The organism is Psychromonas sp. SA13A, from assembly GCF_011378715.1.
Lineage (GTDB): Bacteria > Pseudomonadota > Gammaproteobacteria > Enterobacterales > Psychromonadaceae > Psychromonas.
Map to the genome: position 1 here is coordinate 143378 of NZ_WTKU01000007.1, position 24852 is coordinate 168229.

19 protein-coding genes are annotated in these 24852 nt (G+C 35.3%); 11 read left to right on the plus strand and 8 right to left on the minus strand.

All coding sequences use genetic code 11. The features are described from left to right. Positions 1 to 167: 167 nt before the first annotated feature. The 3 genes from GQR44_RS08845 to GQR44_RS08855 all read right to left on the minus strand — a co-directional run bounded on the left by GQR44_RS08845 (position 168) and on the right by GQR44_RS08855 (position 4879). Positions 168 to 2036 carry a methyl-accepting chemotaxis protein gene (locus GQR44_RS08845; protein WP_240923603.1) on the minus strand — a complete coding sequence of 623 codons (1869 nt, stop codon included), beginning with the start codon at positions 2034 to 2036 and terminating at the stop codon, positions 168 to 170. Between the two features lie 767 nt (positions 2037 to 2803). Continuing rightward, positions 2804 to 4147 (minus strand): DEAD/DEAH box helicase, encoded by a 1344-nt coding sequence (locus GQR44_RS08850; protein ID WP_166371383.1) that lies wholly within the window; start codon positions 4145 to 4147, stop codon positions 2804 to 2806. Positions 4148 to 4270: 123 nt separating this feature from the next. Then, complete coding sequence (locus tag GQR44_RS08855; RefSeq protein ID WP_166371385.1) at positions 4271 to 4879, minus strand: 3'-5' exonuclease; 609 nt, start codon at positions 4877 to 4879, stop codon at positions 4271 to 4273. Between the two features lie 864 nt (positions 4880 to 5743). Between GQR44_RS08855 and GQR44_RS08860 the strand changes: the two genes are divergently transcribed. Next, positions 5744 to 7909: an EAL domain-containing protein gene (locus GQR44_RS08860; protein WP_166371387.1), complete on the plus strand. Its 2166-nt coding sequence runs from the start codon at positions 5744 to 5746 to the stop codon at positions 7907 to 7909. Between the two features lie 390 nt (positions 7910 to 8299). Here the strand turns inward: GQR44_RS08860 and GQR44_RS08865 are convergent, their stop codons facing one another. Then, positions 8300 to 9112 carry a mechanosensitive ion channel domain-containing protein gene (locus GQR44_RS08865; protein WP_166371389.1) on the minus strand — a complete coding sequence of 271 codons (813 nt, stop codon included), beginning with the start codon at positions 9110 to 9112 and terminating at the stop codon, positions 8300 to 8302. Positions 9113 to 9628: 516 nt separating this feature from the next. After that, on the minus strand, positions 9629 to 10579 hold the full coding sequence (locus GQR44_RS08870) for an EamA family transporter (protein WP_205963013.1): 951 nt from the start codon (positions 10577 to 10579) through the stop codon (positions 9629 to 9631). A gap of 853 nt (positions 10580 to 11432) precedes the next feature. Here GQR44_RS08870 and GQR44_RS08875 point away from each other — a divergent pair. From GQR44_RS08875 to GQR44_RS08885, 3 genes are all read left to right on the plus strand, one after another. Beyond that, positions 11433 to 12416 carry a TRAP transporter substrate-binding protein gene (locus GQR44_RS08875; RefSeq protein WP_166371391.1) on the plus strand — a complete coding sequence of 328 codons (984 nt, stop codon included), beginning with the start codon at positions 11433 to 11435 and terminating at the stop codon, positions 12414 to 12416. A gap of 289 nt (positions 12417 to 12705) precedes the next feature. Further along, positions 12706 to 14004 carry a TRAP transporter large permease gene (locus GQR44_RS08880; RefSeq protein ID WP_166371393.1) on the plus strand — a complete coding sequence of 433 codons (1299 nt, stop codon included), beginning with the start codon at positions 12706 to 12708 and terminating at the stop codon, positions 14002 to 14004. After that, positions 14004 to 14576, plus strand: a complete 573-nt coding sequence (locus GQR44_RS08885) for a TRAP transporter small permease subunit (protein WP_166371395.1) — start codon at positions 14004 to 14006, stop codon at positions 14574 to 14576. The genes GQR44_RS08880 and GQR44_RS08885 overlap by 1 nt, the downstream gene beginning before the upstream one ends. 258 nt (positions 14577 to 14834) lie before the next feature. Here GQR44_RS08885 and GQR44_RS08890 read toward each other — a convergent pair whose 3' ends face one another. Continuing rightward, a complete protein-coding gene (locus GQR44_RS08890; protein WP_166371396.1) occupies positions 14835 to 15236 on the minus strand; it encodes a hypothetical protein in 402 nt (133 codons plus the stop codon). Positions 15237 to 15697: 461 nt separating this feature from the next. On the opposite strand from GQR44_RS08890, the gene GQR44_RS08895 reads away from it, so the two are divergent. From GQR44_RS08895 to GQR44_RS08905, 3 genes are all read left to right on the plus strand, one after another. Continuing rightward, on the plus strand, positions 15698 to 16174 hold the full coding sequence (locus tag GQR44_RS08895) for a hypothetical protein (protein ID WP_166371397.1): 477 nt from the start codon (positions 15698 to 15700) through the stop codon (positions 16172 to 16174). Between the two features lie 138 nt (positions 16175 to 16312). Beyond that, on the plus strand, positions 16313 to 16591 hold the full coding sequence (locus GQR44_RS08900) for a hypothetical protein (protein ID WP_166371398.1): 279 nt from the start codon (positions 16313 to 16315) through the stop codon (positions 16589 to 16591). 550 nt (positions 16592 to 17141) lie between these two features. After that, positions 17142 to 17327 carry a hypothetical protein gene (locus GQR44_RS08905; protein ID WP_166371399.1) on the plus strand — a complete coding sequence of 62 codons (186 nt, stop codon included), beginning with the start codon at positions 17142 to 17144 and terminating at the stop codon, positions 17325 to 17327. 412 nt (positions 17328 to 17739) lie between these two features. Here GQR44_RS08905 and GQR44_RS08910 read toward each other — a convergent pair whose 3' ends face one another. Next, positions 17740 to 18384 carry a pyrimidine 5'-nucleotidase gene (locus tag GQR44_RS08910; protein ID WP_166371400.1) on the minus strand — a complete coding sequence of 215 codons (645 nt, stop codon included), beginning with the start codon at positions 18382 to 18384 and terminating at the stop codon, positions 17740 to 17742. A 422-nt stretch (positions 18385 to 18806) separates the two neighbouring features. Continuing rightward, positions 18807 to 19007 carry a ribosome alternative rescue factor ArfA gene (locus GQR44_RS08915; RefSeq protein WP_205963019.1) on the minus strand — a complete coding sequence of 67 codons (201 nt, stop codon included), beginning with the start codon at positions 19005 to 19007 and terminating at the stop codon, positions 18807 to 18809. Positions 19008 to 19704: 697 nt separating this feature from the next. Between GQR44_RS08915 and GQR44_RS08920 the strand changes: the two genes are divergently transcribed. The 4 genes from GQR44_RS08920 to GQR44_RS08935 all read left to right on the plus strand — a co-directional run bounded on the left by GQR44_RS08920 (position 19705) and on the right by GQR44_RS08935 (position 24531). Next, complete coding sequence (locus GQR44_RS08920) at positions 19705 to 21186, plus strand: carboxypeptidase M32 (RefSeq protein ID WP_166371402.1); 1482 nt, start codon at positions 19705 to 19707, stop codon at positions 21184 to 21186. A 280-nt stretch (positions 21187 to 21466) separates the two neighbouring features. Then, positions 21467 to 21919, plus strand: a complete 453-nt coding sequence (locus GQR44_RS08925) for a FecR domain-containing protein (RefSeq protein ID WP_166371403.1) — start codon at positions 21467 to 21469, stop codon at positions 21917 to 21919. Positions 21920 to 21923: 4 nt separating this feature from the next. Further along, a complete protein-coding gene (locus GQR44_RS08930) occupies positions 21924 to 22511 on the plus strand; it encodes an OmpA family protein (protein ID WP_166371404.1) in 588 nt (195 codons plus the stop codon). Positions 22512 to 22524: 13 nt separating this feature from the next. Continuing rightward, on the plus strand, positions 22525 to 24531 hold the full coding sequence (locus GQR44_RS08935; protein WP_166371405.1) for a CHASE2 domain-containing protein: 2007 nt from the start codon (positions 22525 to 22527) through the stop codon (positions 24529 to 24531). Positions 24532 to 24852 lie beyond the last annotated feature (321 nt).

A 24852-nucleotide genomic window follows, 5' to 3' on the forward strand; every position in this document is an offset into this window, starting at 1 on the left:
CTTCAAAATTTAATAGGTCTGAAGTGACCCCATTAAGTTTTGAAGGCTTTTTGTTATCTACTGAAAATATAAAATACGCAGTAAATTGTAAGTGACTTATAGGTAAATACCACTATCAATGAACTGCGAGTTAAGTACTATTGACCTCTGTTTATAATCTAGTACGTTTACGATTTAAAACGTTTTACTAAATCATCTAAACTTGACGCCATACATTTTAATGAGTCCGTTGATGATTCAATATTCTGAGAGGCTTGCGCACTTTGTTCTGTACTGTCACTGATATTCACCACATGGATATTAATTTCATTGATCACGGCAGATTGCTCTTCAGTAGCGGTCGCAATTTGCATATTAAGATCTGAAATATGTTGAACATTTATAACAATTTCACCCAAGACTTCATTTGTTTTATGTGTCGCTTTTAGTCCAAGAATTGCTTGCTCTCTACTTTTATGCACTGAATCCACTGCCATTTTCGAACCATCTTGTAATTCAGATATCATTTTATGAATTTCATCGGTTGATTCGTTCGTTTTCTTAGCAAGATTTCTGACTTCATCGGCTACTACAGAGAAACCTCGACCGTGTTCTCCTGCTCGTGCTGCTTCAATTGCGGCATTTAGTGCTAGTAGATTAGTTTGATCTGATAGACCACGTATCACATCAAGAATACCGCTGATCGAATCACTGCGTTTAGCTAAATTTTCAATACTAGAGGTTACACTTTCCATATCGTCAGCCATATGGCTTATGGTAGCTGTAGATTCATTAACAACTATCTGTGCTTGGGCTGTCATGTTAGTCGCTTCATTGGTTGTTTGCGCCGCTACACCTGCATTATTAGCTATCTCCGCGATAGTACTGCCCATTTCGTTAATAGCAACGGACACCTGATGTGCTTCATCACGTTGTTTGTCTAATGATACTTTAGAGGCGTTAGCATCTTGATAAACATTCTCAGAAGCATTCTTTATGTCAGTTGATGTTGACTTAACATCTTGAACAACAGTGCGGATATTAGCTACAAATGCATTAAAGCCTTTTGCCAATTCGGATATTTCGAAAGCGCCATTTTCGTTAATTTTATAGGTGAGATCTCCTTCTCCTTCACCTAATTCACGAAAGGTAACAGCCATTTCTTTAATTGGCAGTACTAAACGGTTGCCTATAACAATACTTATTAACACAAATAATATGGTCACGATAACAAACATCATTAGCATATAGTTTCGAGACTCATCCAAGCCTGCATACAGTTCAGATTTAGGTACTTCAGCTATTACATACCAACCTAAACTATTTATATAACTGGTCGAAATAACAAAATCACCTACTTCTTGGAAAGCAAAATTTTGCTTGTTAAATAGTTTATCCTTGTCAATATTTGCATATATATCCTGGATATTTTTTTTCTCAGCATAGTCTCTGTTTCTATGAACTTTAACTAAGCCATCTTGATCCGCTAAGTAGACAAAACCACTTTGTTCAATCTTGAAGTTTGTTAAGAATTTAGCGATTTCATCAAAGGATTTAGAAACACCTGAAGATCCACGGCCATTAACCTGCTGATAGTTAACAAAGATATCGATAGAACCGTCAGAGTTAGTATAACTACTTGCAGACTCTTCTATACCACTTTGCTTAAATTTGAAAAACCAACTGTCATGATCGTTATTTTGTAATTGACGTAAAAAACCTTCTTGATTCCAATATTTAGCTGTATTGAGGTCGATGTATGAGGCATTACTTAATCCATTAGCTTTGGCTACGTCTCCTAAATACTTAACCAACATTTTTTCACCTGCCGCATCTTCACCGTTATCTACCCAAGAGGCAATAAAAGCATTACTGGCAATTGCTTTGGTTAACGCTTTCATTTGGGATATTTCACCATTAACGGCTTCCTCAACTCGTTGTACTAAGTTAGGAAGTTCAGAGTTTTCCAAACGATTAAGCAATTGGTCTCGTGATTTCATTTGAGCAACAAATGCAATCACACTGGTCGATACAATGACGGCAAGTAAAATCGTCAATATTAATCTATTTTTGATAGAAAGTGAGCGCATAAAAACCTTAATTTATATAGATATTAGGACTTAAAAAGAGCAGGTAAAGTAACATTCTTAGCATTAAAATCACTATAAATATCAATAGAGTTGATCAATAGAGGTAGAAGTGTAGCACTTAGTAAAGAGTTAACCATTAATTGAAGATATTTTTATTAATATTTTTTTTAAGAAAATTATAGGTATTTTATCCTGTATTATTTACATTAACTTAACTGATTATCAGCTCGGTTAAGTACATCTGAAAGTAAGATAAATTGACAATTTATAGCGTGTCTTTATCTCTAAATCTCACAAAATTGAGTATTAAAGATGAAGTAAATAAAGGTGAATAAAGAAGAACACATTAAATAATGGATCAATGTTACCCATTTTAAAAAGGTTAATTGAGCGCGGAATGCTGCACTTGAGCTTGGCCTTGAAAGTCGCTGCTTAGTCGTGCCACTAAGAGTTAAATTTTAGTGGTGCCACTAAATGGCGCCATTAAATAATAACTGGCAACTTTTCCTGAAGGGTATTACATCTAACTTATTGTATCAAAGAAAGAAATAATTTTTGAGTAAACTGAGGCCCATTATAAATTTAGAATAACAGAAAGCTTTTCGTTTGGAATTTAGTCATCGACACAATACAGCTTATTAGGTCGATGATTGAATGAAAGCGATCATAAATATTGGCAACTTATAAGCGCTAATAAATATGATCCTGTTGTCATTAATATAAATTCAAATTAATTAAACGTTACCTAACCATATATCTGCATTAATCTGCGGTTCTTTTTTACGTTTTTTCTTACCGGTGCCGGCGGGTTTAGCTTTCGGTTTTTCAGCGCTGCCAAATACATTGTTGATAAATTCAGTTGTTTCAAAACCTGCAACTTGCTCTCTATCCAAACGCAATTTGTTCTTTTTCTCGATGACATTAAAATGGTGGTAATCGTCATGGTCAATAATTGATAATGCTAATCCAATTTCTCCTGCTCGACCACTTCGACCAATACGATGCATATAATCAGATGGACTTCTTGGTAAGTCAAAATTAATCACTACTGGCAATTTTTCAATATCTAAGCCACGCGCGGCGATGTCAGTTGCAATTAACACTTGGACTTCACCGTCTTTAAAAGCTTTTAGTACTCGTGTTCGTGCACCTTGACCTTTGTCCCCGTGAAACACCTCTGCCTTGATACCTCGCTTAGCAAGTTTGTCTGCTAGGTGGTTACATGCATTCTTAGCATTAACAAAAATTAAAGATTGCTGCCATTGATGTTGTTTAATTAAATGTGCTAATAATGCTGTTTTTTGTCCCTTATCAACGGTAAATACACGTTGCACCAATGTACTGGCATCGGCACTTTGTAACTGTATTTCAGCGGGGTTGTTTAACAAGGTTTTAGTCAATGAGGTGACTTGATCAGGGAAGGTTGCTGAAAACAATAAGGTTTGTTTAGTTTTTGGAAGAAGAGCTAATATCTTTTCTAGTTCTTCAGTAAAACCTAAACTTAACATGCGGTCTGCTTCATCAAGAATTAAACATTGTACATTATCAAGTTTGAGCGCATTGCTTGAAATTAGGTCTAGTAGTCTACCTGGTGTAGCAACAAGAATGTCTGCACCACCTCTTAATGCAAGCATTTGTGTGTTAGCAGAGACGCCACCAAATACAGCAACAGTTTTAATTGCTCCGTTAAAATGCACTGCATAAGATTTAATACTATCTGCAACTTGTTTTGCAAGTTCACGTGTTGGCACTAAAATGAGCCCAGTAACATCATTACTTCGTACTTGGTTCGTATTTTTTGATACTTTTTTGTAAGCAGGTAACTGTTGTTGAAGTTGTAACTTATGAATCTTTTGTAGTAATGGCAATGCAAAAGCTGCCGTTTTACCGGATCCGGTATTGGCTCCTGCAATTAAATCCTGGCCATCTAATATGCTTGGAATGACTTGCGCTTGGATAGGTGTAGGATGCTCATAATTCAACTCTGTTAAGCGCCCTAACAAAGGTGAAATAAGACCAAGTTCAAGAAAGTTGGTTGCAGTATTGATCGTTATCACTGGGTTTGTATCATTGCTCATTAATATAAAAGACTCGTTGCTAAATAATAACCATCCATTTTAACGTATTTAGTACGTTAGAAGTGAATTAAATAGAATAAAAATAATCACACTACAATTTACATTAAACTTGTAGTTAATAGATCACCAACTAGCGAGTAGTCGGTGCACTGATTTTTTTGGGGTTCTACAAAGCAGCTGTATTTGTTGAAAACTTAAATCAAATAAATTGTATCTTTCACCTATATTATCAAGCATTGCTAACCAGAGGTGGCTAGTCATTTGAGCATCGTATAATGCGCGATGAAAGTCGCCAGTATTGGCTATATTAGCAAAGCGGATTAACTCGCCAAGTTTATGGCTAGGCGCTTCTTGAAAAATACGACGAGATAACAGTAGTGAACAGCCTATATCACCTAAATGTTGCCGGTTTATTTGCGCCAATTCTGATGATAAAAAACGTTTATCAAAAGAAGCGTTATGTGCAATCAAATTATCATTTCCAATATAATCAGAAAACTCTGTCATAACTTGGCGGCATGACGCTGCTTGAGATAACATATTATTAGTGATGCCTGTGTATTGCTCAATAAATGAATTAACTGCAAAACCTGGATTCATCAATGATTGGAATTGATCTTTTACTTCACCGTTCACGAGGCGGACTGCTCCAATCTCAATGGCTCTATCGCCTTCATTTGGCGATAACCCTGTTGTTTCAAAGTCAAAGATAACCACAGTATCTGCTCGCATATCTAAAAATCTTCCTTTTGCTGTATAAATAGAAATTGTGGATCGCCTTATTGATATATGGCACTTTCCTTAATTATAAAGGGAGTTAAATTAACATAAAACACATACTTAGTATAAATCCATAACAATTAGCAGCCGATAGTTTGAGTATTGAATAAAGGATATATAGTTTTTGTGCGGTTATAACAGATGAACAATCAGCTATGACCAAGAATATTGGGAATGTTTCTGTGAGCCTTTGGTCTTTTAACCCGGAGTGAACAAAAGTAAATAAGCTATTTAACCTGGTTTTATGCATTTCAGGGTGGGCAAGTGATATTTCATTCTGTATGATTTAGATGACTTTCATGGTGATGACTGATTTGTTTTTTTGTGGTGAAATTATTTGATCATAAATTGCCATGGAAGTAGATCTCCCCACATTCATTATTTCTTAATATTCGAGGGGATTCCTCAGGTTTTATTCTCTAAGGTTAAAGTTGTCATTTCATGCAATTACTGAAATTAATCAGAACTTGTTGACTCCTGCATATGCTTGGCTCAGTAGATATTCAGACTAAACGCAATGACAGCAATCATAAAAGGAATATCCTATTCCCTCACCTTGACTTGTATCTGATACATTAGTTTCAGTCCAACTATAAATCATTTGATATAGGTTATGTGTAATGATTGGGATAATAACACTTATTATTCACATATTAATTTATTAAAAAATGGATTTTAAAAGTAGATTAACTCTAAACAATCATCTTAAATATACAGTTAAGGTTTAGCTAAGATGTTTTTAATTGAGTTTATTCAACTCACATATTTATCGCTTGCTTGAATGATTAAGTAATATCTAACAAGGAATGTTTTAATATGACCCGAATAAGTAATAGTGATGACAATTCTGATTCAGATAAATCTGACAGCAAAGGCTCAGATAATGATGATTCAAGTAAACGATTTGAAGAATCCTTACACGATATTGAGGGATATCTTGATGCTGTTTTTAATAACATGGGCGATCCCATTTTTGTTAAAGACGAATCATGCCGATTATTATTAGTTAATGATGCTTTTTGTAACATGTTTAACTTACCCCGAGATCAAATTATTGGGAAAACATTAGCAGAAAGGGTTCCCACCAATGAGCGAAAGCATTTTTTATCGATAGACAAACAAGTATTGGAAAGTGGTCAAGAGGTATTAAGTGAAGAAACATTAACCATTGGCGGCTGTCTAACCAAAACCGTTCTTACTAAAAAAAATCGATTTGTAGATTCAAAAGGTAATTACTTTTTAGTAGGAATGAGCCACGACATCAGCGAACGTAAAAAAATTGAAGAACATCTCAAACTTGCAGCCAGTGTTTTTTCTCATTCAGGTGAGGAAATATGCATAACCGATCACAATGCCAGAATAATAGAAGTTAATAATGCTTTTACACGGGTGACTGGGTTTAGCCGAAAAGAAGTGTTTGGCCAGCATTTAAGTTTTTTACAGTCAAAAAGACATTCGTCAGAATCTAACAAAGAAATGTGGGATCTATTGCACGAAGAAGGCGCCTGGCATGGTGAAGTGTGGCACCGACGTAAAAATGGCGAAACCTATGTGCTAATGAAAACAATTAGTGCAATTTATGACGATAACGGAGTAACCACACATTATGTTTCTTTAGGTAATGATATTACGCCGATCAAAACCCAGCAAGACCAGCTAGAGCATATTGCACATTACGATATGTTGACGAACTTGCCTAATCGTTCACTGTTAGCTGATCGATTAACGCAAGCCATGTTGCAATGCCATCGCCATAAACAATCATTGGCCGTCACCTTTATTGATTTAGATGGTTTCAAAGCTGTTAATGATGCCTACGGACATGATGTTGGTGATCAATTGTTGATCGCGCTGTCGATGAGAATGAAGCAAGCATTACGCGAGGGAGATAGTTTAGCCCGTATCGGTGGTGATGAATTTGTTGCAGTATTAGCGGATTTGGTAAAACCGGAAGATTGTAAGGTCATTCTAGATCGATTACTTTTAGCTTCATCTGAAGCCGTTACTATTAATGATGTTATTTTCAAAGTATCGGCAAGTATTGGCGTGACTATCTACCCGCAAGATAATGTAGATGCCGATCAATTAATGCGTCATGCAGATCAAGCGATGTATGTAGCAAAAGGATCGGGTAAAAATTGTTATCACTTATTTGATACAACGCAAGATGATGCAGTAAAAGTACAAAGGGAAAGCTTAGAAGCAATTAGGATTGCCTTAGATGAGCAACAATTTGTACTATATTATCAGCCTAAAGTTAACATGCGTAGTGGCAAGGTCACGGGAGTAGAAGCACTGATCCGTTGGCAACATCCTACTCGTGGTTTACTCAATCCAATGGAATTTTTACCTGTTATTGAAAATAACCCCATGAGCATAGAAATGGGTGAGTGGGTTATTGACACTGCATTATCACAAATCAGTGAATGGCAAAAAATGGGGTTGAACTTACCGATTAGCACCAGTGTTAATATTGCAGCAGTGCAATTACAGCAATCAATGTTTACCACAAGATTAGCTGAGTTATTAGCGCGACACTCCGATGTTGATCCTAGTTATTTAGAACTTGAAGTATTAGAAACAAGCGCACTAGATGATGTGATGCATGTTTCGAAAATAATGAATGCCTGCATTAAGCTAGGTGTTAATTTTGCTTTAGATGATTTTGGTACGGGTTATTCTTCGTTAACCTATTTGAGACGATTACCCGTTAATTTAATCAAAATAGATCAAAGTTTTATTCGAGATATGCTTGATGATCCAGATGATTTGGCGATCGTAGAAGGTGTGATAGCTTTAGCAAAATCTTTTAAACGAGAAGTGATTGCCGAAGGCGTTGAATCTATTGAACATGGTACTGCATTGCTAAAATTAGGTTGTGAACTTGCACAAGGTTATGGCATAGCGAAACCGATGCCTGTGAGCGAAATACCTAAATGGGTAAATGAATGGAAACCTGACATTGCTTGGAAGCTTAAGTGAGGTTTATGTGATTTAGTGGTATCACTAGATTTTGTTTGTAGAGGCAATAGATAGTTGTAATGTGTTGCTCATTCCAGCAGTACTTGTTAGTGGCTTCCTCATCATTTCTGAGTGATTTCCATCACGACGGAGTACATTACTTAAATGCCTTTATCTTCATTCAGATAAGTGGGAATAGAGCATAGTAAAAGATAGATTCAACAACCTATTTTCATAATAGAATCAATTACTCTCATAATAAAATCAATAAAGCTTTTCTCAATCCCAGCCAGCAATTATCAATGGGTAAATAGCAATGTTTTTACTACTCTTTATTTTAACCAAGATCTTTACATACAAAAAAGCCAGGCTTAAAAAACCTGGCTTTGACAAATAGATACACCACAAAAATTAATCTTTGTGTAGGTGAACATCCATTTGTGGGAAAGGAATATTTAATCCTTGTTTAGGGAATGTTTTGTATATATTTTCATTCATATCAAAGAATACTCCCCAATAATCTGCAGCATTAACCCATGCGCGAACCGTGAAGTTAACTGAGCTGTCTGCTAACTCTGCAACAGCAATAACGACAGGTGTATCTTGTAAGATACGAGTATCTGCATCGCAAAGTGCTTTAATTGCAGCACGAGCAACATCAAGGTCATCACCATAAGCAACACCAACAGTCCAATCTACGCGACGTTTTGCTTCAGTTGAAAAGTTAACCATTGAACCAGAAGACAATGCAGCATTAGGTAAAATGATTGTTTTGTTATCAGGTGTTTTTAAAATAGTATTAAAAATTTGGATTTCATTTACCGTACCAACATGACCTTGTGCATCAATGACTTGGCCAACTTTAAATGGTTTGAAGATTAATAACATTACACCACCAGCAAAGTTTTGTAATGTACCTGAAAGTGCCATACCAACAGCTAAGCCAGCAGCAGCTAAAATAGCAACAAACGATGTCATTTCAATGCTAAGCATACCTAATACAGATATAACTAACATAACCTTAAGTAATGTGCCCACTATACTGCATAGGAAAGGTTTGAGTGACACATCCATATTGCTTTTGTCTAAGATTTTACCGAAAGTCTTGACCAAAATTTTGATCAACCAGCTACCGATAATCCATACAACAATTGCACCTATTAATTTAGGGCCATATTCAAGCGCCATTGTTTGCGCCATCGTAATTACTTCTTCTGCCGTCATAATTTTATTCCTTTAGTTTTAAAATAGTATTAATTACTCGGTTTAACTAAACAAAGTTTAAATTTGTAAATAGTTATACCCGTACCAGTCCTTTGATTAATATTTGACCATTAAACAAGCTTCGATATTTTACATTAAATTTGTAACGGATTAATACTGAAAATTTGTATTTAATTAAGAAATGAGAAAAATAACACTTTTATAAGAAGTAGAAGTGCTTAGGAAAGCAACATAACAAAGACAGTTAGGGGAGATAATATAATCTATTACTTGGATTCAAGGATAGATAAGATTGGTTCAGTTCAATATCGATATCAAAGGTTTAGATGAGATGGCTAATGGCTTACATACAAAATGATAGTGTTTATTACAGTCTCTTTAACTTTATTATTTGACAATAAAATGAGAAGCGGTTTATTTTTAAAGTTTATATTTTTAGTTTACTGCTGTTTTTAGATAGCAGTGCATTTAGATAACGGTTTATTCAGAGAGCTATTTTTTAATATTTCTTATCTATTAACTTCTGTTTACTTTAATCATCTTAGTTTTGTTCTGTGACTGTAAAAAAAGACAGGTAATAACTAGCACTATTCCAAACCATCCAACCAAAGAAATCGACTCTCCAACAATCAGAACAGCTAACAGAGCGGCCACAACGGGTTCAAACAATGTTAATAACGTTGCCTTACTGGCGTGAACGTAACGCAAACCAAAACCAAAGGCTAGATACCCTATAAACATTGGTATAACGGCCATATAACAAACCACCATAATATTGGTCATATTTGAAAATAAATGTTCCCCGGTAAATAATAAAGAAGGGAGTAATATTAAGGCACTAAGAGCAAATAAACTGCCCATTGCAGATTCAGACTGAATCCCTTTTTCAATCATAGATCTGGCTACCCAAGAATATACAGCATAGGTAACCCCAGCGAGAATCCCAAGTAAAACACCTGTGATTTTAACTGAATTCGATCCATCTTGTAGAGAGCCAGCATCCTCGGAGTAGGTTAGTAAAATGATGCCTATTAAACCAATGACAACACTTAAAAACCAACGTTTATCAAGCGTGGGGGTTTTGCTAAAAAGACGTTCAAGTAGCGCTGTTGCAAAGGGTGCTGAACCAATAGATACAACGGTTCCGATCGCCACACCAGCAAATTGCATCGAACTATAAAATGCAAGCGGATAAGTCGCGACAGCTAGAGCGCCAATTATTAATTCTTTTTTCAGGAAAGTTAATTTTCCTGCATCACTGAGCAGTTTCTTTCTCGCCATCGTCGCAAGTAACACTCCACCTATACCCATAGCAAAAGCACCTACTGCTAAAGAACTTAATTGAGATGCAAAACTAGCGACGGTACCTGTTGTTCCCCAGAGCAACGCTGCGAATAAAATAGCTGTTTGGCCTTTGGCTGCATTATTGTTTGATAATCGAAATCTTGAGATTGTATTCACTGGCATTTTATAACTCGTTCGTTAATAGCGTAGATAGGATAGCTTATATAAATAAAACAAAATGCTTACGTTGCACAAAAGACGCATAACTTGTTTAAGAGAGCGCACTTAGAATACTAGCCTGACGCTGAGAGAAGGCTAAAATATTAGCGTAGTAATAACAAGGAGGATTCGTCTTGAACTACGCAAAACTAACGATACTTTATAGCCAAAAAATTAATTAATAAAATAACTTTCTCGATAATTGCTATAAGCAAAAATACTTAAATTATTTTTCTTAGGAAACCGAACTGTTGTTTATTAATTGAGCCAGTTGAGTCATTAAATCAACTTAAACAGACGCTATATATTGACCTTATTTTATTATTGCAATGTCAATTTTTGATACATGTGTATTAATATTTAAGTTCAAAATGAGACATAACAGCATGCATTATAGGCGATATTTTTGTTATGTTATTGTAATACAAAAAGTGATTTTGAATTGAACTTTGTAAACACAATATTAAATTGTTGGCTCATGGTTAATTTAATCAATGCGCTTTTGTAGACTTCAACAATATATTACCTTTTAAGTTTTAGATGCTCGGCAGATTTATACATGGAAGTATATTTGAAGTGTTTTACCTAGTTCCAATAAAAATGTTCAAGGTGAATGTTTTTCATTAAAAAACATTCAAAACAAGAAAACTTAAGCCAAAACAGTTAATCATTTGTTTAGTCGTGCAACGTAAATTAATAGATAACCTAGATACATACTTTTTATATGAAAGCGGTCTGACTTGGTCATTTATTTTAAGCCGTACAACTGAGTACCTGATAATTGAAATGGATTTTTATAATATATTAGGAGTTAACTATGCGTTCTAGTTTTAAAAAGAAGTTAGTATCAGCTTTGTGTCTTGTTTGGGCATCTTCAGCGTATTCAGCTGTAGAGTTCAAGCTTGGCCACTTCGGTTCTGAAAATCATCCTTCACACATTGCCGCGATGCAATTTGCTAAGCAAGTTGAAGATCGAACAAAAGGCGAAGTAACCGTTGAGATTTATCCTAATAATGCCTTAGGTAGCCCACCTGAAGTATTAGAGCAAGTAGTTATGGGAGTTGTTGATATGAGCCTGTCTGGGCAAGATCAATTAGCTAAACATGTACCTTTGTTCGACACCGTAAGTATTCCTTTTTCTCTTAATAACTCTGCCCATGCAGACCGTGTTTTAGATGGGCCATTTAAAGAGTGGGCGGCACCAGAACTTGAAAAAGTAGGGCTTGTTTATTTATCTAGTTGGGATTGGGGCTTCCGCCAGTTGACTAACTCTGTTCGTCCTATTTTGACACCTGCAGATGTTAAAGGGTTAAAAATTCGTACTCCACCTGCAATGACCTATCAAGCTGCAATGCAAGCAATTGGTGCAAATGTACAAACTATTTCGTTTAGTGAGCTTGTGATGGCAATGCGTCAAGGGGTTGTTGATGGACAAGAAAACCCCATTGGTGTTATTTACAATTTGAAACTGTATGAATCACAAAAATTTATTTCAATTATTAATTACTTGTACAGTTCAATGGTTCACGTTGTTTCTCAAGATGCTTGGGACCGTTTAACTGAGGAGCAGCAAGTTATTGTTCGTGAAGAGTCAGATTCAGCTCGTTTGTTAATGCGTAAATTAATGCGCGCTGAAGAGTTGAAACAAATTGAAGATATGCGTGCTAAAGGCATTGTAATTGACGAGCCTGATCTTGCACCTTTCCAAGCAATGATGGGACCTGCCTATGAGCAAATTAAAAAGAAAGTGGGTCCAGCTAATTTTGATAAATGGATTGAAATGACGAAGTCTGTTAAATAGCTCAGTTAGTTTAAAATCAGTCTGTTAAATAATCCATGTTTAGATGTACTAACCTCTTTGATTTCGTCTTTTAAAGGCGAAATCTTTCTTTTTACAACAATTGAATTAATAATGCGGCCGAAGATAGAGTAGAATTTTGATTCGCTAAGAATCTGTCATATTCGCGGATTATTAGGATTTGAGAAAATTTATTACTCGGCTCTTAATTACAATGTGTTGAGTACAATACATTGTCATGGGCTTTGACCTAAAAGCATTAACTTTTATTCAGTTGTTTTATTGATAGGTAATGACAGGTATGTTGACCTTAGCGATATTCGGCGTTCTTATTTTCCTCCTCTTAATTAATGTGCCAGTTGTTGTTGCAATTGGCCTAACATCAGTAGCTTTTTTTGTTGGCCTTGGTGATGCACGTTTACTCGCGATGCTTCCACATCGTATGTATTACGGAACAACTGGTTTTACACTACTGGCTATTCCATTTTTCATTTTAGCGGGGAATTTAATGAATACGGGCGGGATCACCGATCGTATATTCCGTTTTGCGCAATCAATGGTGGGGCATATTGCAGGAGGTATTGGTCAAGTTAATATCGTTGCGAGTGTTATTTTTTCAGGTATGTCTGGTTCTGCAGTTGCAGATGCGGCTGGGCTTGGACAGATAGAACACAAAGCGATGGTTGACCAAGGTTATGATCCTGCTGACTCAGCAACTCTGGTTGCAGCTTCTTCCGTTATAGGGCCTGTTATACCTCCTAGTATTCCTTTTGTTTTATATGGATCCATTACTAGCGTATCTGTAGCTCGTTTATTCTTGGCGGGTTTTATTCCAGGCCTGTTGATGGCGATCGGCATGATGATTGCGTTGGGTATTTTAGCTAAACGCAGAAATTATCCTCGCGCCGAACATAAGGCTCCTTTTAAAGAACGCCTTGCTTCATTCAATGGTGCCTTTTGGCCTTTGATGGCACCTGTCATCATTGTTGGTGGGATTATGAGTGGTTTTTTTACGCCGACAGAAGCTTCAGTTGTTGTATGTGTTTATGCTGCTTTACTTGGTTTTTATTATAAAGATTTAAAACTAAAAGCAATACCAGGGATCGTTTATAAATCAATTACTCAATCGGTTAGCCTGTTATTTATTATTTCATCGGCAAATTTTTTCGGATGGTTAATTATCCATCAAAAAATTCCAGATAGTGTCATAGAAACACTAGTTGGTTACGGTGCAACGCAGTCAATTGTAATGTGGATTGTTATCGGTGTTGTATTAACCATGGGGCTATTTTTGGAAGGAAATGCGATCTTCTTGATCACGCTTCCATTGTTTATGCCGATAGCAACAATGTTTGATATAGACCTAGTTAACTTCGGTGTTGTAATGGTCTTATTGATCATGATTGGGAATTTAACGCCACCTGTGGGAATGTGTTTATTTGCCGTGGATAGCTTCGCAAAAGTAGGGATGCCTGCTTTAGCTAAACGGGTGTGGCCATATTTATTAATGATATTTTTAATTACAGTATTAATTGCGTTTGTACCAAGTATTTCGCTGTTTTTACCTAATCTTATCATGGGAGAAATGTAATGATTAACTTAATAAAAATAGTTGATATCTGGGTTCAACGCATTCTTCGCTATATTGCGATGACTATGTTTACGGTACTCGCTGTTTTGTTGATTGCTAATATAGGGTTACGTTTGATCAACGATTTTGTTCAGTTTTTAATTGAGCATGGCATGGAAGGAGTCGCCAACGTAATTCAAAGTATAGTGACGATTAACTCTTTTTATTGGTTTGATGAAGTGATCGAGTTAAGTTTTGCTGCACTGGTATTTTATGGTGCTGCCGCACTGTGGTGTGCAAAACTGCACTTTTCTGTGGGTGATTGGATAAGCCCTAGAATTAAAAATGTTCGCTTGAAACACTTCTATACCTTATTGATCTTGTTAATTTCTGCCACTTTTATGGCAATATTGTTTTGGTATTCCCTGAAATTAACTTTAAAAACAAATCAAGTAACCACAGCATTTCAGATAAAGCAGTGGATACTTTATTCGTGTATACCAATTTCTTCAGCAATTATGCTCACTTACTCAATCGCTGACGTTATTATTGCCGCTAAAAGGTGGGTAAAAGGAACGGTTGAAGAAGCATAACTGTTTGTATCGCTATTTATGAATTAGTTCTGTATATGTAGAAAATGGCCTCGATTGTGTTTGAGCTATGCCAATTGTAACGAGAATTTAAGTAACAATTTAAGCAATAATTTAAACAGCAATTGAAGCCATTTTTCATAAAAGCATCTTATAAACAACAAATTAGTCTATAGCTAGCACTTTTGGGTGTCCTAATAGAACACTCTAAATACAACAACTACTTGTTCCACATTCACTTTCCATCACCGTTTATCTTGTTTATTTCTCGTTAACAATTACATCAACTTTATCACGGTAGTTTTCTTCATTAAGTGGGTACTTATTACCAAAATAGAGAGTTGTTTGTCCTTGCTTATGTGCCGTGAGCTTACAAACTTCACCACCAAATATAATCCCTGGTTCCCGAAATGGAACTAAACTTCTAGATGCTTCACAACTTATACTGGCAACGTCTGGAGAAGACGACATTATCCAAGGATAATATCCCCACCTGCCTGGAAATCCATCACCAATTGCTAGTACTTCTCTAACATCGCCCTGGTGTAACTTTATAACCAAAATGCCATTATCATTTTCAACTAACTCTGTATAACTGTGTCTTTCTCCTGCGCAGCCTTGAAGCAAAAAGGAGATAACAAATACGTAAATTAACTGTTTCATAAACTATCCTTGTTATGTTTTGATTATGTTAATAATGATTTAATAAAAAAAGCTTAGGCTGATATTACATACTGCCAAGCAGTAAGTGTGTTACATGGCTCTAATCTAAACAGATTAAATCGATATTTACCAGATGGGATGAGTTGGGCCTAAATGAATTCAATTTTATAGTTAACCACACACATTATTAACCACAAACAGTATTAACTTTAAATGTCACTCAGTTAAAATATTATTTATCACTTTTAATATTCGCGTCATTTTTCAAATATCAGTATAAAATGACAATCTTCATATTCTCTACAAATTTTCTGCACATTTTATCTTTATAGTTTAGTTATTCAAACCAAGTGGCATTCAAAGCAGAGTCAGCATATGGACTACATGAACAACACATAAAGGTAATACCACAACAATTCAAATTGTTAGAGTTTTTGTGCTTTATAAGCTAGGAGAACAATATGAAAAATAAAATAATGGGATTACTAAGTGCATTATTTGCTTTTAACTTTGCAGTAGCAGCGCCTGCTGTCGCAAACGAACAACGCAATGATAGTAAAAATCATAAAGGACACAATATTCAAAGAATTGAACATAAACGGGAACAGGTTAAGAATGTAATTCATCGTGGCGGTCACCAAAACATTAACCACCATCTCAACAACAGTAATTATAAAAAACCGCATCACAACAATAACCAGCAGCATGCAAAACTAAAGACGAAACATAAACCAGTCGTCAGCTTTATTGAAATTAATACAAGCCATATACCATTGTTGTCTATTATTGTTTCAAAGAATAATATTAATAAACGTCAAAATCATAGTGTTCAGCACCATAAAAACAGACATAAACAACAAAAAATTAACCAACATAAGAGAAAACAGGATGCCCATTACGGATCTGTCAATTATTTAGCATTTGACCTGCGCAGATAGTTGGTTATTATCAAGTTTTAATTACCTTTATGCTCAATGAACATTAAAAGTTATTGATCATTAAAGCGCATTACAAATGTGGATAGAAAAGCTATAAAGTTTACTGTCTGGTTAGTTTTTCACAACGGAGGCTGGTTTATGGAAGAACCTAATAAGTACAATAGGGCAGTTATATTAAGTATTTTATTATTAGTGATTGGTGAAGCTTTATTTTATATAGGCGTAAATTTCACATTACCTGATAGTACTGCACGTTACGCGTACGTGGCTTCCGGAATATTAACTGTACCCTTATCTTTATTCTGGGCTGTTTTTGCTTTTATCAATGCGAAAACGAAAAACACTAAGCGCTTATCATTGATCGCAATGGCTTTGTCTGGAACGATTCTATTGATTGGTTTATTGAAAATAATTTAATCTTATTAGAAAAACAATTAAAATATTTTGTCATCAAAGCTAGTAAATTGTGCTTGATATATTTATTAACTACTCTTGATATTGAAGTAAACATCGCTTTATTTAAGACCTGTGTTGATGCTTATTTTACAAACTACCCTGTGAGTCATCAACTCGAAAATCCTGTAAGAAATTTAACCTCAATTGTTAAAGAATATTAGGGCAACGTTTGCTGACTATTTCTACTGCGTTTTCGCTTATTTATGGGAATAACCAAACGTCATAAGCTTAGCCTTGTATATAAAGCCAGCAACTCGTTGCAAAAAAAACTTGAAACATGAACAGCCCCTAATAAAAATGAACAAATCTTAGTTATATTTGTCACAGGGTTAACATAAATCAATGATGGTTATTTATCAGGTTCTAAATACTTCTGCACTTGTCATTGGTGTTACAATGAAAGATCAAAATCCAATTTTATCCATGACCAATACTATAAAACTCTAATATCAATAATAACTAAATAGAGTCATTTATGATGTTAATTACTTAAACAGAAATAGGTATAAAAATGAAAATATCGATAATAGCTTCGCTTGCAACATTAATTTTATTAACAGGATGTACATTAAGAGGCCCTTCAATAACAGTATCTGGCCCAGAAGTTATTGTTGATGATAGCTCAAAGGGGAAAGTTTCCGAGAAGAATAAAGGTTCTTTTTGTCCTCCAGGACAAGCCAAAAAAGGTAATTGCTAATAGATAATCGATTTAAGGATTAAATTCGAAAACGGGGGAGAAAATCTAACCTGTTTTTCTTATTTCCTTATGCCTATCCTTACATTGGTATTAAGTCGCGTCTTACACTTAGTCGTTTATTCAATTATAGAAAATATTTATGCCAAGTATTAAAGTATCAAAACTTATGGCGCAAATGTTAGCTGAGTCTATGAATGTTTTTATATTAAAGTTATTTGAAGTGAAAACCTATTAACTTAGATAATAGTAGAGCAAACTATTGCTAATAGTATGTTTAATAGCTATTTATGCCTCGTTAAATAACTGAAAAATCTACTTTTTCACTACTTGATCGCGAAGGCTATACAACAAACAGGTGCAATCTAAACTAAACGGCACTGTCAAATCCCTAACGTGTCGCTTAGTGTTGGAGTTATTTTACCAATGATGTAACAAAGCTTGGTAAATCTTCTGTTTTATAACAAGCATCGTGTTTATCAACATCGCTTCTGTTAACTAAAATAGTGCGCATACCTAAGGATTTTGCAGTAGTAATATTTGCAACTTGATCATCGTAAAAGGCTGCTTCATTGGCTTTGAAACCAAAGTGTTTACAAATAGTATTAAATGCATGCGGATCAGGCTTCATTTTATAACCTGTTAGCTCCACACTAAAAATTCCATCGAAACAGTCATACAAATCAATATGTTTTAAAACTCTTGTTGCATAAGATAATGGGGAGTTAGTAAATACATAACGTGATTTTTTAAAGGCATGCAATGCATCTTTGAGCTTTGTTGCCTTTGCTACTTTATCCAAGTTTACTTGATGCGAGAACTCAGAAAATTTGTTCAGGTCGACTTTAGGGTAATGTAATTGAATTCCACGTATTGTTCCGCCATATTGTTGATAATAAAAATCACATAACGTATTAGACTCTTCAAGAGAAATACCTAACGCATCACTGATAAAATGACGCATTCTAGGTGCGATTTGCTCCAAAATGCCGTTTTCAGGAGCATACAAGGTATTATCAAGGTCAAACAGATGGACATCTCGCTCTAATAATGGGGTCAAATTGGTACCTTTTTATTTATCTATAAATGGGGATACTATCACTATTTTTTAAAAGCAAAATGTAGTGCTATTAACATTGTCGTTATGTGAAATAACCACTGCTGCTTGAATTTGAAATGGTACAGTAACAAGCTATTTTCTTATTAAGATGCTTTTAAATGTATTTTTTGATTGTCATGCCTAGGTTTTCATATGGGTGATAACTAAATAGATATATACGCAACTTATAAGCGAGTGTTTAAATAATGCTGCTCTTATTGGGGCATTAAGAGCAACTCAACTTATTTAGGTAGTAGCTAGGTAGCTATGGTCGTACGTATTTATGTAGCTGTTTAGCTATGTTTAAGATTTAAGTGTTCATGTTACTGAGTTAAAGAATGCTATCAGATAAGAGCGAATGAGTTAATGTAAAAACTCGCAAATTAAGCCGCTATTTGATAACACTCTTTACCAGTATGTTTACCTTTACGGCTAAATGAACCTTTTCCCTTTTTCGCTTTTTCTACTCGCATGCTAAATACTTTACTTGTTACTAACGCACCCATTGCAGAATGATTGATAGTGCCTCGACCTAAGTCTGTTGATTTTTGAGCTGTCACTTTTTCTACAACAACCTTAGTCATTTTATTCTTTTTACCCATGATTTTGTCTCCTATGTAGGTGATCGCAGTCTATCATTGAAAATAAAATTTAATAGCTATTATTAACATTTTTTTAAAGATTTTTTATCTTATTAATTGCCTCTATTTCTTTAATCTTTCATGACGTCCATTAAGTCCTATTTGCTTTCTTGAAGAATAAAACAGCAACACCGTATCACCAAAATCGTGCCTAAGATCATACCTAAGATCATAGTTAAAATGATAGGTTCATCGAGTAAATACACAGCTAATATAATCGTAAAAATAGGACCGTGTGTGCCCATCATACCGGTGTGTGTCCTTCCAATAAGATGAATTGCTTCTGACATCATAACGCTCGGGGTGGATTAAACAGACTATCTAGTTTGGCTAGTAACTTAAATAACTTAAATAGCTTCAATAACCGCATTAAGTTAAAAAACATCAGTTAAAATATTTATGTTTTTTAACTTATTTTGTAGCATTCCAATAAAGTGTTCACTTAATGCTTTAACGTTGTACCGAGCTTAAAATATGGCTTTTAAACAGGCCGATTTTGGTTTAAGTTTAGAGCTATTGAATACAGGAACATCAGTACTTTATTTTTCATCGTATGCTTTTCAGCTCAATGTAATGGTGAGTTTAAATTCACTATCATTGCAATACAGCGTCATGTAATAAATAGGAATCGAAACAGACTATGTCAAACTACGACCAACTTACCGCTCATTATCAAACAATCAATCACTTCAATCACGCACAATCTATGTTGGGTTGGGATGCAGCCGCTAATATGCCAGCGGGTGGCAATGATGCACGCTCTAAAGCCATGGCTGAATTGTCTGTGCATGTGCATCGTTTATCGACACAAGCTCAACTTGGAGAGTGGTTTGACAAAGCACAACAAGAATCCCTAAGCACGGAGCAACAATCAAGTTTACGTGAAATGAAACGTCAATGGCAACAAGCGACCATCGTGCCTGAAGGCTTAGTACAAGCACAATCTATTGCGGGTTCTAAATGTGAACATGCATGGCGTTCACAACGACAAGAAAATGACTGGATAGGCTTTGAAAAAAATTGGAAAGAGGTCGTTAAGCTGTCTCGTGAAGAAGCACAAATCCGCTGCGAAGCGTTGGGGTTAACGCCCTACGATGCGATGCTAGATAAGTTCGAACCTGGTACAACAACTGCGTCTCTTGATACTTTATTTTCAGATGTAAAAACATGGTTACCAGCGTTAATTGAAAAAGCATTACATAAGCAACAATCAGAAACGATTATTATGCCATCGGGCACTTTTTCAGTCGCCAATCAAAAAGCGCTTGGTTTAGAAACCATGAAGCTGCTGAAATTCGATTTCGACCATGGGCGCTTAGATCAAAGTGTGCACCCGTTTTGTGGTGGTGTACCGTCGGATGTTCGTATTACTACGCGCTATGATGAAAAAGACTTTGTGCAAGCTTTGATGGGAATAGTACATGAAACAGGGCATGCGCGTTATGAACAAGGTTTGCCTACTGCATTTTCTGGATTACCTGTTGGCGAAGCTCGCTCCATGGGCGTTCATGAATCTCAATCATTGTTCTTTGAAATGCAGATTGGACGTAGCAAACCCTTTATTTCTCATCTATCTCGCTTATCAGCAGATGCATTTAATGCACATAATGATCCGGTATTTGATGAACAAAACCTTTATAAAATTTATACGCAAGTTAAAAAAGGTTTCATTCGCGTAGATGCAGATGAACTTACCTATCCAGCACATGTGATCATGCGTTATGAAATTGAGCGTGACTTAATCAATGGCGTTATCGAACACACAGATGTACCCGCACTGTGGGATGAAAAAATGAAAGCAAGCCTTGGTTTATCAACAGAAGGTAATTATAAAAATGGCTGTATGCAAGATATTCACTGGACCGATGGCGCATTTGGTTATTTTCCTTCCTACACATTAGGTGCAATGTACGCGGCACAATACAAAGCGACCATGCAACAAACAGTCGATATAGATGCGGCTATCCAAAGTGGTGACCTAAGTCCAATCTTCCAATGGTTAAGTGATAACATCTGGTCACAAGCCTCGCTTCACACTACCGATCAGTTGATTAAACGTGCAACAGGCGAAACACTCAACGCCGCGCACTTTAGAAAACACCTGGAAACACGCTACCTATAATCTTAAGTAGATTTTGATCTTAAGTAGATAAGCAGATAAATTACGGCTAGGCAGACTTCTGTCTAGCTTTTCATACTTACCTATAAAAAATTATCTATTTAGAGCTAAAAGCTTGTTATTTGAAGTTAATGTAAGAATGCTAGTCAAAGCTTTAAACGCGCATAATAACGATAAAGGTGTGTAATAATTACTTCACATATAGTCAGCAATCTTGTTGTGTTATCAAAAACTTCTGTTATCTTAAATTTATCTAATAAATATCATATTAAAGGGAGGTTATATGATTTCTATTATCTTCTCTCGCACTATATTAGTCTTTTCACTTTATTTATTTTTTTGTTTTTCAGCGTTAGCCGACACTACTTTTATTGGTACTGTAAAAACAGTGCAAGGAAAAGTAACCATTCAAGAAAATACCATTGAATTTGATGCTAAATTGAACGATAAAATTTACGAAGGGTATGTAATAGAGACTGAAAAGAACGGTAATATTGGACTTGTGTTCATTGATGGAACTCAACTGTCAATTGGCCCTAGTTCTCAGGTGATTATCAATCGTTATCTCTTTTCACCTAAAGAAAAAAGTTACGCTTTTGATGTCATGCTCAATAATGGCTCGGCTATTTATACATCAGGCAAGCTAGGCGCGTTATCTCCAGAGTCAATTAAAGTACAAACACCTGAAGCTACAATTGGTGTTCGCGGAACAAAATTCTTAGTGGAGGTAGATTAACGCTATGGAACTATTTCTAATCATTTCAGTTGTATTTGTAGTGTTGTTGAATATCCCAACAACCACTAAAGTCACTTTATTGCCCGATGAAAAAGAAAACAGCCAAATTACCGTCTTTAATGAGTCAGGTACCCAGGTTGTAGATAAACCCGGGGATGCTGTCGCGGTAGCGTCACAATCGGCTCGTCCTACAGCACCTAAAGCTGTTGACCTTGAAAAAATAACATTACAGCATGCCTCTTTATTTGCAATACAACCTCAAAAATCTGAGACCTTTTTACTTTATTTTGAAAACAATGGCGCTGATTTACTCAGTGAATCGAAGTTATTAATCGACAAAATTATAGCAACGGCTAATGACCGAAGCTCGCCGATTATCAATATTATTGGTCATTCTGATGCTGCTGGTAGTAGTGAATATAATTTAGCGCTTTCCTTGAAAAGAGCCACTGCGGTAGCAAACTTATTACAATCAGAGAATATCAAAGACGTTGAATACAGAATCGATTCCTATGGAGAAAACGACCCGCTAGTTAAATCAGGAAAAGAGATAGAGCCTAAAAATAGACGCGTTGAAGTAGAAATATGGTAATGGAACTTAAACAATGAAGATATTCTCTTTGTCTTATTTTAAAGAGTTATCAAAATTCTTACCATTATTAATGGGCTTTCTGATTTCTTTTTCATTTGCTTACTATGCAATCACAACCTCTCTCAATGAAAGAACAATCGATTGGAAAGTTTACGATTTATACAATCGTTATTACCCTCAAACAACCGCCGTAAAAAACATTATTATTATTGATATTGATGATCAAAGTTTAGAAGCTCTAGGGCAGTGGCCATGGCCCCGGTACCGACTAGCTGAAGCATTACGTTTGATCCTTGATGGAAGACCATCTGCTGTCTTAGTTGATATATTACTTGCAGAAAAAGATCGTTCATCATTAGTTAATATCGAGGATTTATTTGCCACTGAGTTTGGCATACAACTCAATTTAAAAGAGATTCCGGAAGCGTTAAAAGATAACGATGCGTACTTTGCAAAGGTTATTAAAAATACTCCTGTAATCCTTCCATCAGTGTTAACACAACATAAAGTTTACAAAGAAGCGCTCTGTTATGACCGTTTCTTTAAACAAGAAAATCATAATCAGCACAACTATTACAAAAAGCTTAATGGCGACAAAAAACTTAACCTGGACAAAACACAATACCAAGGGATTATTTGTCCATTAAATTCCTTTTCTGAAAATAGTGCTGGGATAGGTTTCATCAATGCAACGATAGATGCAGACGGTTTATTGAGACGTACATCTATTATAAAACAGTACAAAGATAAACTATTACCGAGTTTATCTTTAGCGGGTTTAATGGTGCTTTTGGGGGCTGACCTAGAAATTGATCATGATAGCCTAGGCAATGTGGTTAAATTAAATAACTATCAAATTCCCGTCGATAACGAGGGTAATGCGCTGATCAACTTTAGGGGAAAAGGGCGACACTATCAGACTATTCCAATTTTAAAGTTACTCAGCGGGACAATCCCTTCACAATACTTCATGGGCAAAGTTGTTTTATTAGGTGCAACAGCATCAGCCTTGAATGATATTGTTAACACTCATTTAGACCCTGTTTTTCCTAATATCGAATCGCATGCAACGTTAATAGATAATGTGTTAAATAATGATGTTTTGAGAATACCAATTTGGTTTGAACTACTTGAAATGATGATCATCTTTGTATTTGGCACTTTACTTTCCATATTGATTTTTAAAAAAGGTGCCTCATTTTATAACTTTTTCGTTATTTCATTACTTAGCTTTTTAATCATTTCACCAGCGATTTTACTGTATAACTTTCAGATATATTTTTCTCCATTCCTATCCGTTGTTAGCTTACTAACCGTTTATATTGTGGTTAGTGCTTTAAAATATTATACAACTGAAAAACATTTAGTATCTGTGCTTAATTCAATTTCTAAAGCAAATCTATCGATTATAGATAGCATGGCAACGGTCGCTGAATTACGAGATTCTGAAACTGGCGGGCATATAATTAGAACAAGATTATATGTTAAAGCCCTTATCGAGCACCTACAAACAAAACAAAAATACAAAGATCAAATTAACGATGACTACATTAAATTTTTATGTGCAGCAGCGCCTCTGCATGATATTGGAAAAGTTGGAATTCCAGATCATATTCTACTTAAACCAGGAAAATTAACAGAAGATGAGTTTGTTATTATGCGAACTCACGCTGCATTGGGTGGTGATATCCTAAGGCAAACAATACAAAAAGTGGGGCCGAATCCATACCTGAAAATAGCAATAGAAATTGCAAATTATCATCATGAAAAGTGGGATGGTAAAGGTTACCCGTTAGGGTTGAAAGGTGAAGCGATTCCTCTTTCAGCAAGAGTGATGGCAATAGCAGATGTTTTTGATGCGTTAATTAATAAGCGAATATATAAAAAGGCGGTAAGCCTTGACGATACATTTGACTATATTAAACAGGGGGCTGGTACCCACTTTGATCCTAATGTTGTCGAAGCATTTTTTGAAATAAAAAAAGATTTACTTTATATAGCAAAAACTATCGATGATTAATTCAACGTATTTATTGTTCTCGTAGCTTCCATTCACTCTACTCCCATTAACTTAGCTTTTAACTGTCTAAACGTTAGTCAAAAGTTAATACAATTATGTTCAGTTTTTGACCTTTTTCAAAGTCCTTTTTCTACATCGCTAATAAAATAAAAAACTTGATTGCATACTTTTATCTGCTTCAACTTCCCATTTTCCAAACTTCCTGAAACTATTTTTATCACCATATTTGCACACGGCTTATTGTTAATGATTCTTATTCATTTATTTAGCTTAAAACTAGATTTAAATTATTCAATGACTTACAATGCGATTGATTATCAT

What these genes read in the sequence shown, in the direction of transcription:
- GQR44_RS08900 (WP_166371398.1), top strand. Translation starts at nt 16,313, where the DNA reads ATGGAAGAACCTAATAAGTACAATAGGGCAGTTATATTAAGTATTTTA.
- GQR44_RS08885 (WP_166371395.1), top strand. Translation starts at nt 14,004, where the DNA reads ATGATTAACTTAATAAAAATAGTTGATATCTGGGTTCAACGCATTCTT.
- GQR44_RS08855 (WP_166371385.1), bottom strand. Translation starts at nt 4,879, where the DNA reads ATGCGAGCAGATACTGTGGTTATCTTTGACTTTGAAACAACAGGGTTA.
- GQR44_RS08895 (WP_166371397.1), top strand. Translation starts at nt 15,698, where the DNA reads ATGAAAAATAAAATAATGGGATTACTAAGTGCATTATTTGCTTTTAAC.
- GQR44_RS08930 (WP_166371404.1), top strand. Translation starts at nt 21,924, where the DNA reads ATGGAACTATTTCTAATCATTTCAGTTGTATTTGTAGTGTTGTTGAAT.
- GQR44_RS08870 (WP_205963013.1), bottom strand. Translation starts at nt 10,579, where the DNA reads ATGCCAGTGAATACAATCTCAAGATTTCGATTATCAAACAATAATGCA.
- GQR44_RS08875 (WP_166371391.1), top strand. Translation starts at nt 11,433, where the DNA reads ATGCGTTCTAGTTTTAAAAAGAAGTTAGTATCAGCTTTGTGTCTTGTT.
- GQR44_RS08860 (WP_166371387.1), top strand. Translation starts at nt 5,744, where the DNA reads ATGACCCGAATAAGTAATAGTGATGACAATTCTGATTCAGATAAATCT.
- GQR44_RS08925 (WP_166371403.1), top strand. Translation starts at nt 21,467, where the DNA reads ATGATTTCTATTATCTTCTCTCGCACTATATTAGTCTTTTCACTTTAT.
- GQR44_RS08935 (WP_166371405.1), top strand. Translation starts at nt 22,525, where the DNA reads ATGAAGATATTCTCTTTGTCTTATTTTAAAGAGTTATCAAAATTCTTA.
- GQR44_RS08880 (WP_166371393.1), top strand. Translation starts at nt 12,706, where the DNA reads ATGACAGGTATGTTGACCTTAGCGATATTCGGCGTTCTTATTTTCCTC.
- GQR44_RS08915 (WP_205963019.1), bottom strand. Translation starts at nt 19,007, where the DNA reads ATGACTAAGGTTGTTGTAGAAAAAGTGACAGCTCAAAAATCAACAGAC.
- GQR44_RS08850 (WP_166371383.1), bottom strand. Translation starts at nt 4,147, where the DNA reads ATGAGCAATGATACAAACCCAGTGATAACGATCAATACTGCAACCAAC.
- GQR44_RS08890 (WP_166371396.1), bottom strand. Translation starts at nt 15,236, where the DNA reads ATGAAACAGTTAATTTACGTATTTGTTATCTCCTTTTTGCTTCAAGGC.
- GQR44_RS08865 (WP_166371389.1), bottom strand. Translation starts at nt 9,112, where the DNA reads ATGACGGCAGAAGAAGTAATTACGATGGCGCAAACAATGGCGCTTGAA.
- GQR44_RS08920 (WP_166371402.1), top strand. Translation starts at nt 19,705, where the DNA reads ATGTCAAACTACGACCAACTTACCGCTCATTATCAAACAATCAATCAC.
- GQR44_RS08905 (WP_166371399.1), top strand. Translation starts at nt 17,142, where the DNA reads ATGAAAATATCGATAATAGCTTCGCTTGCAACATTAATTTTATTAACA.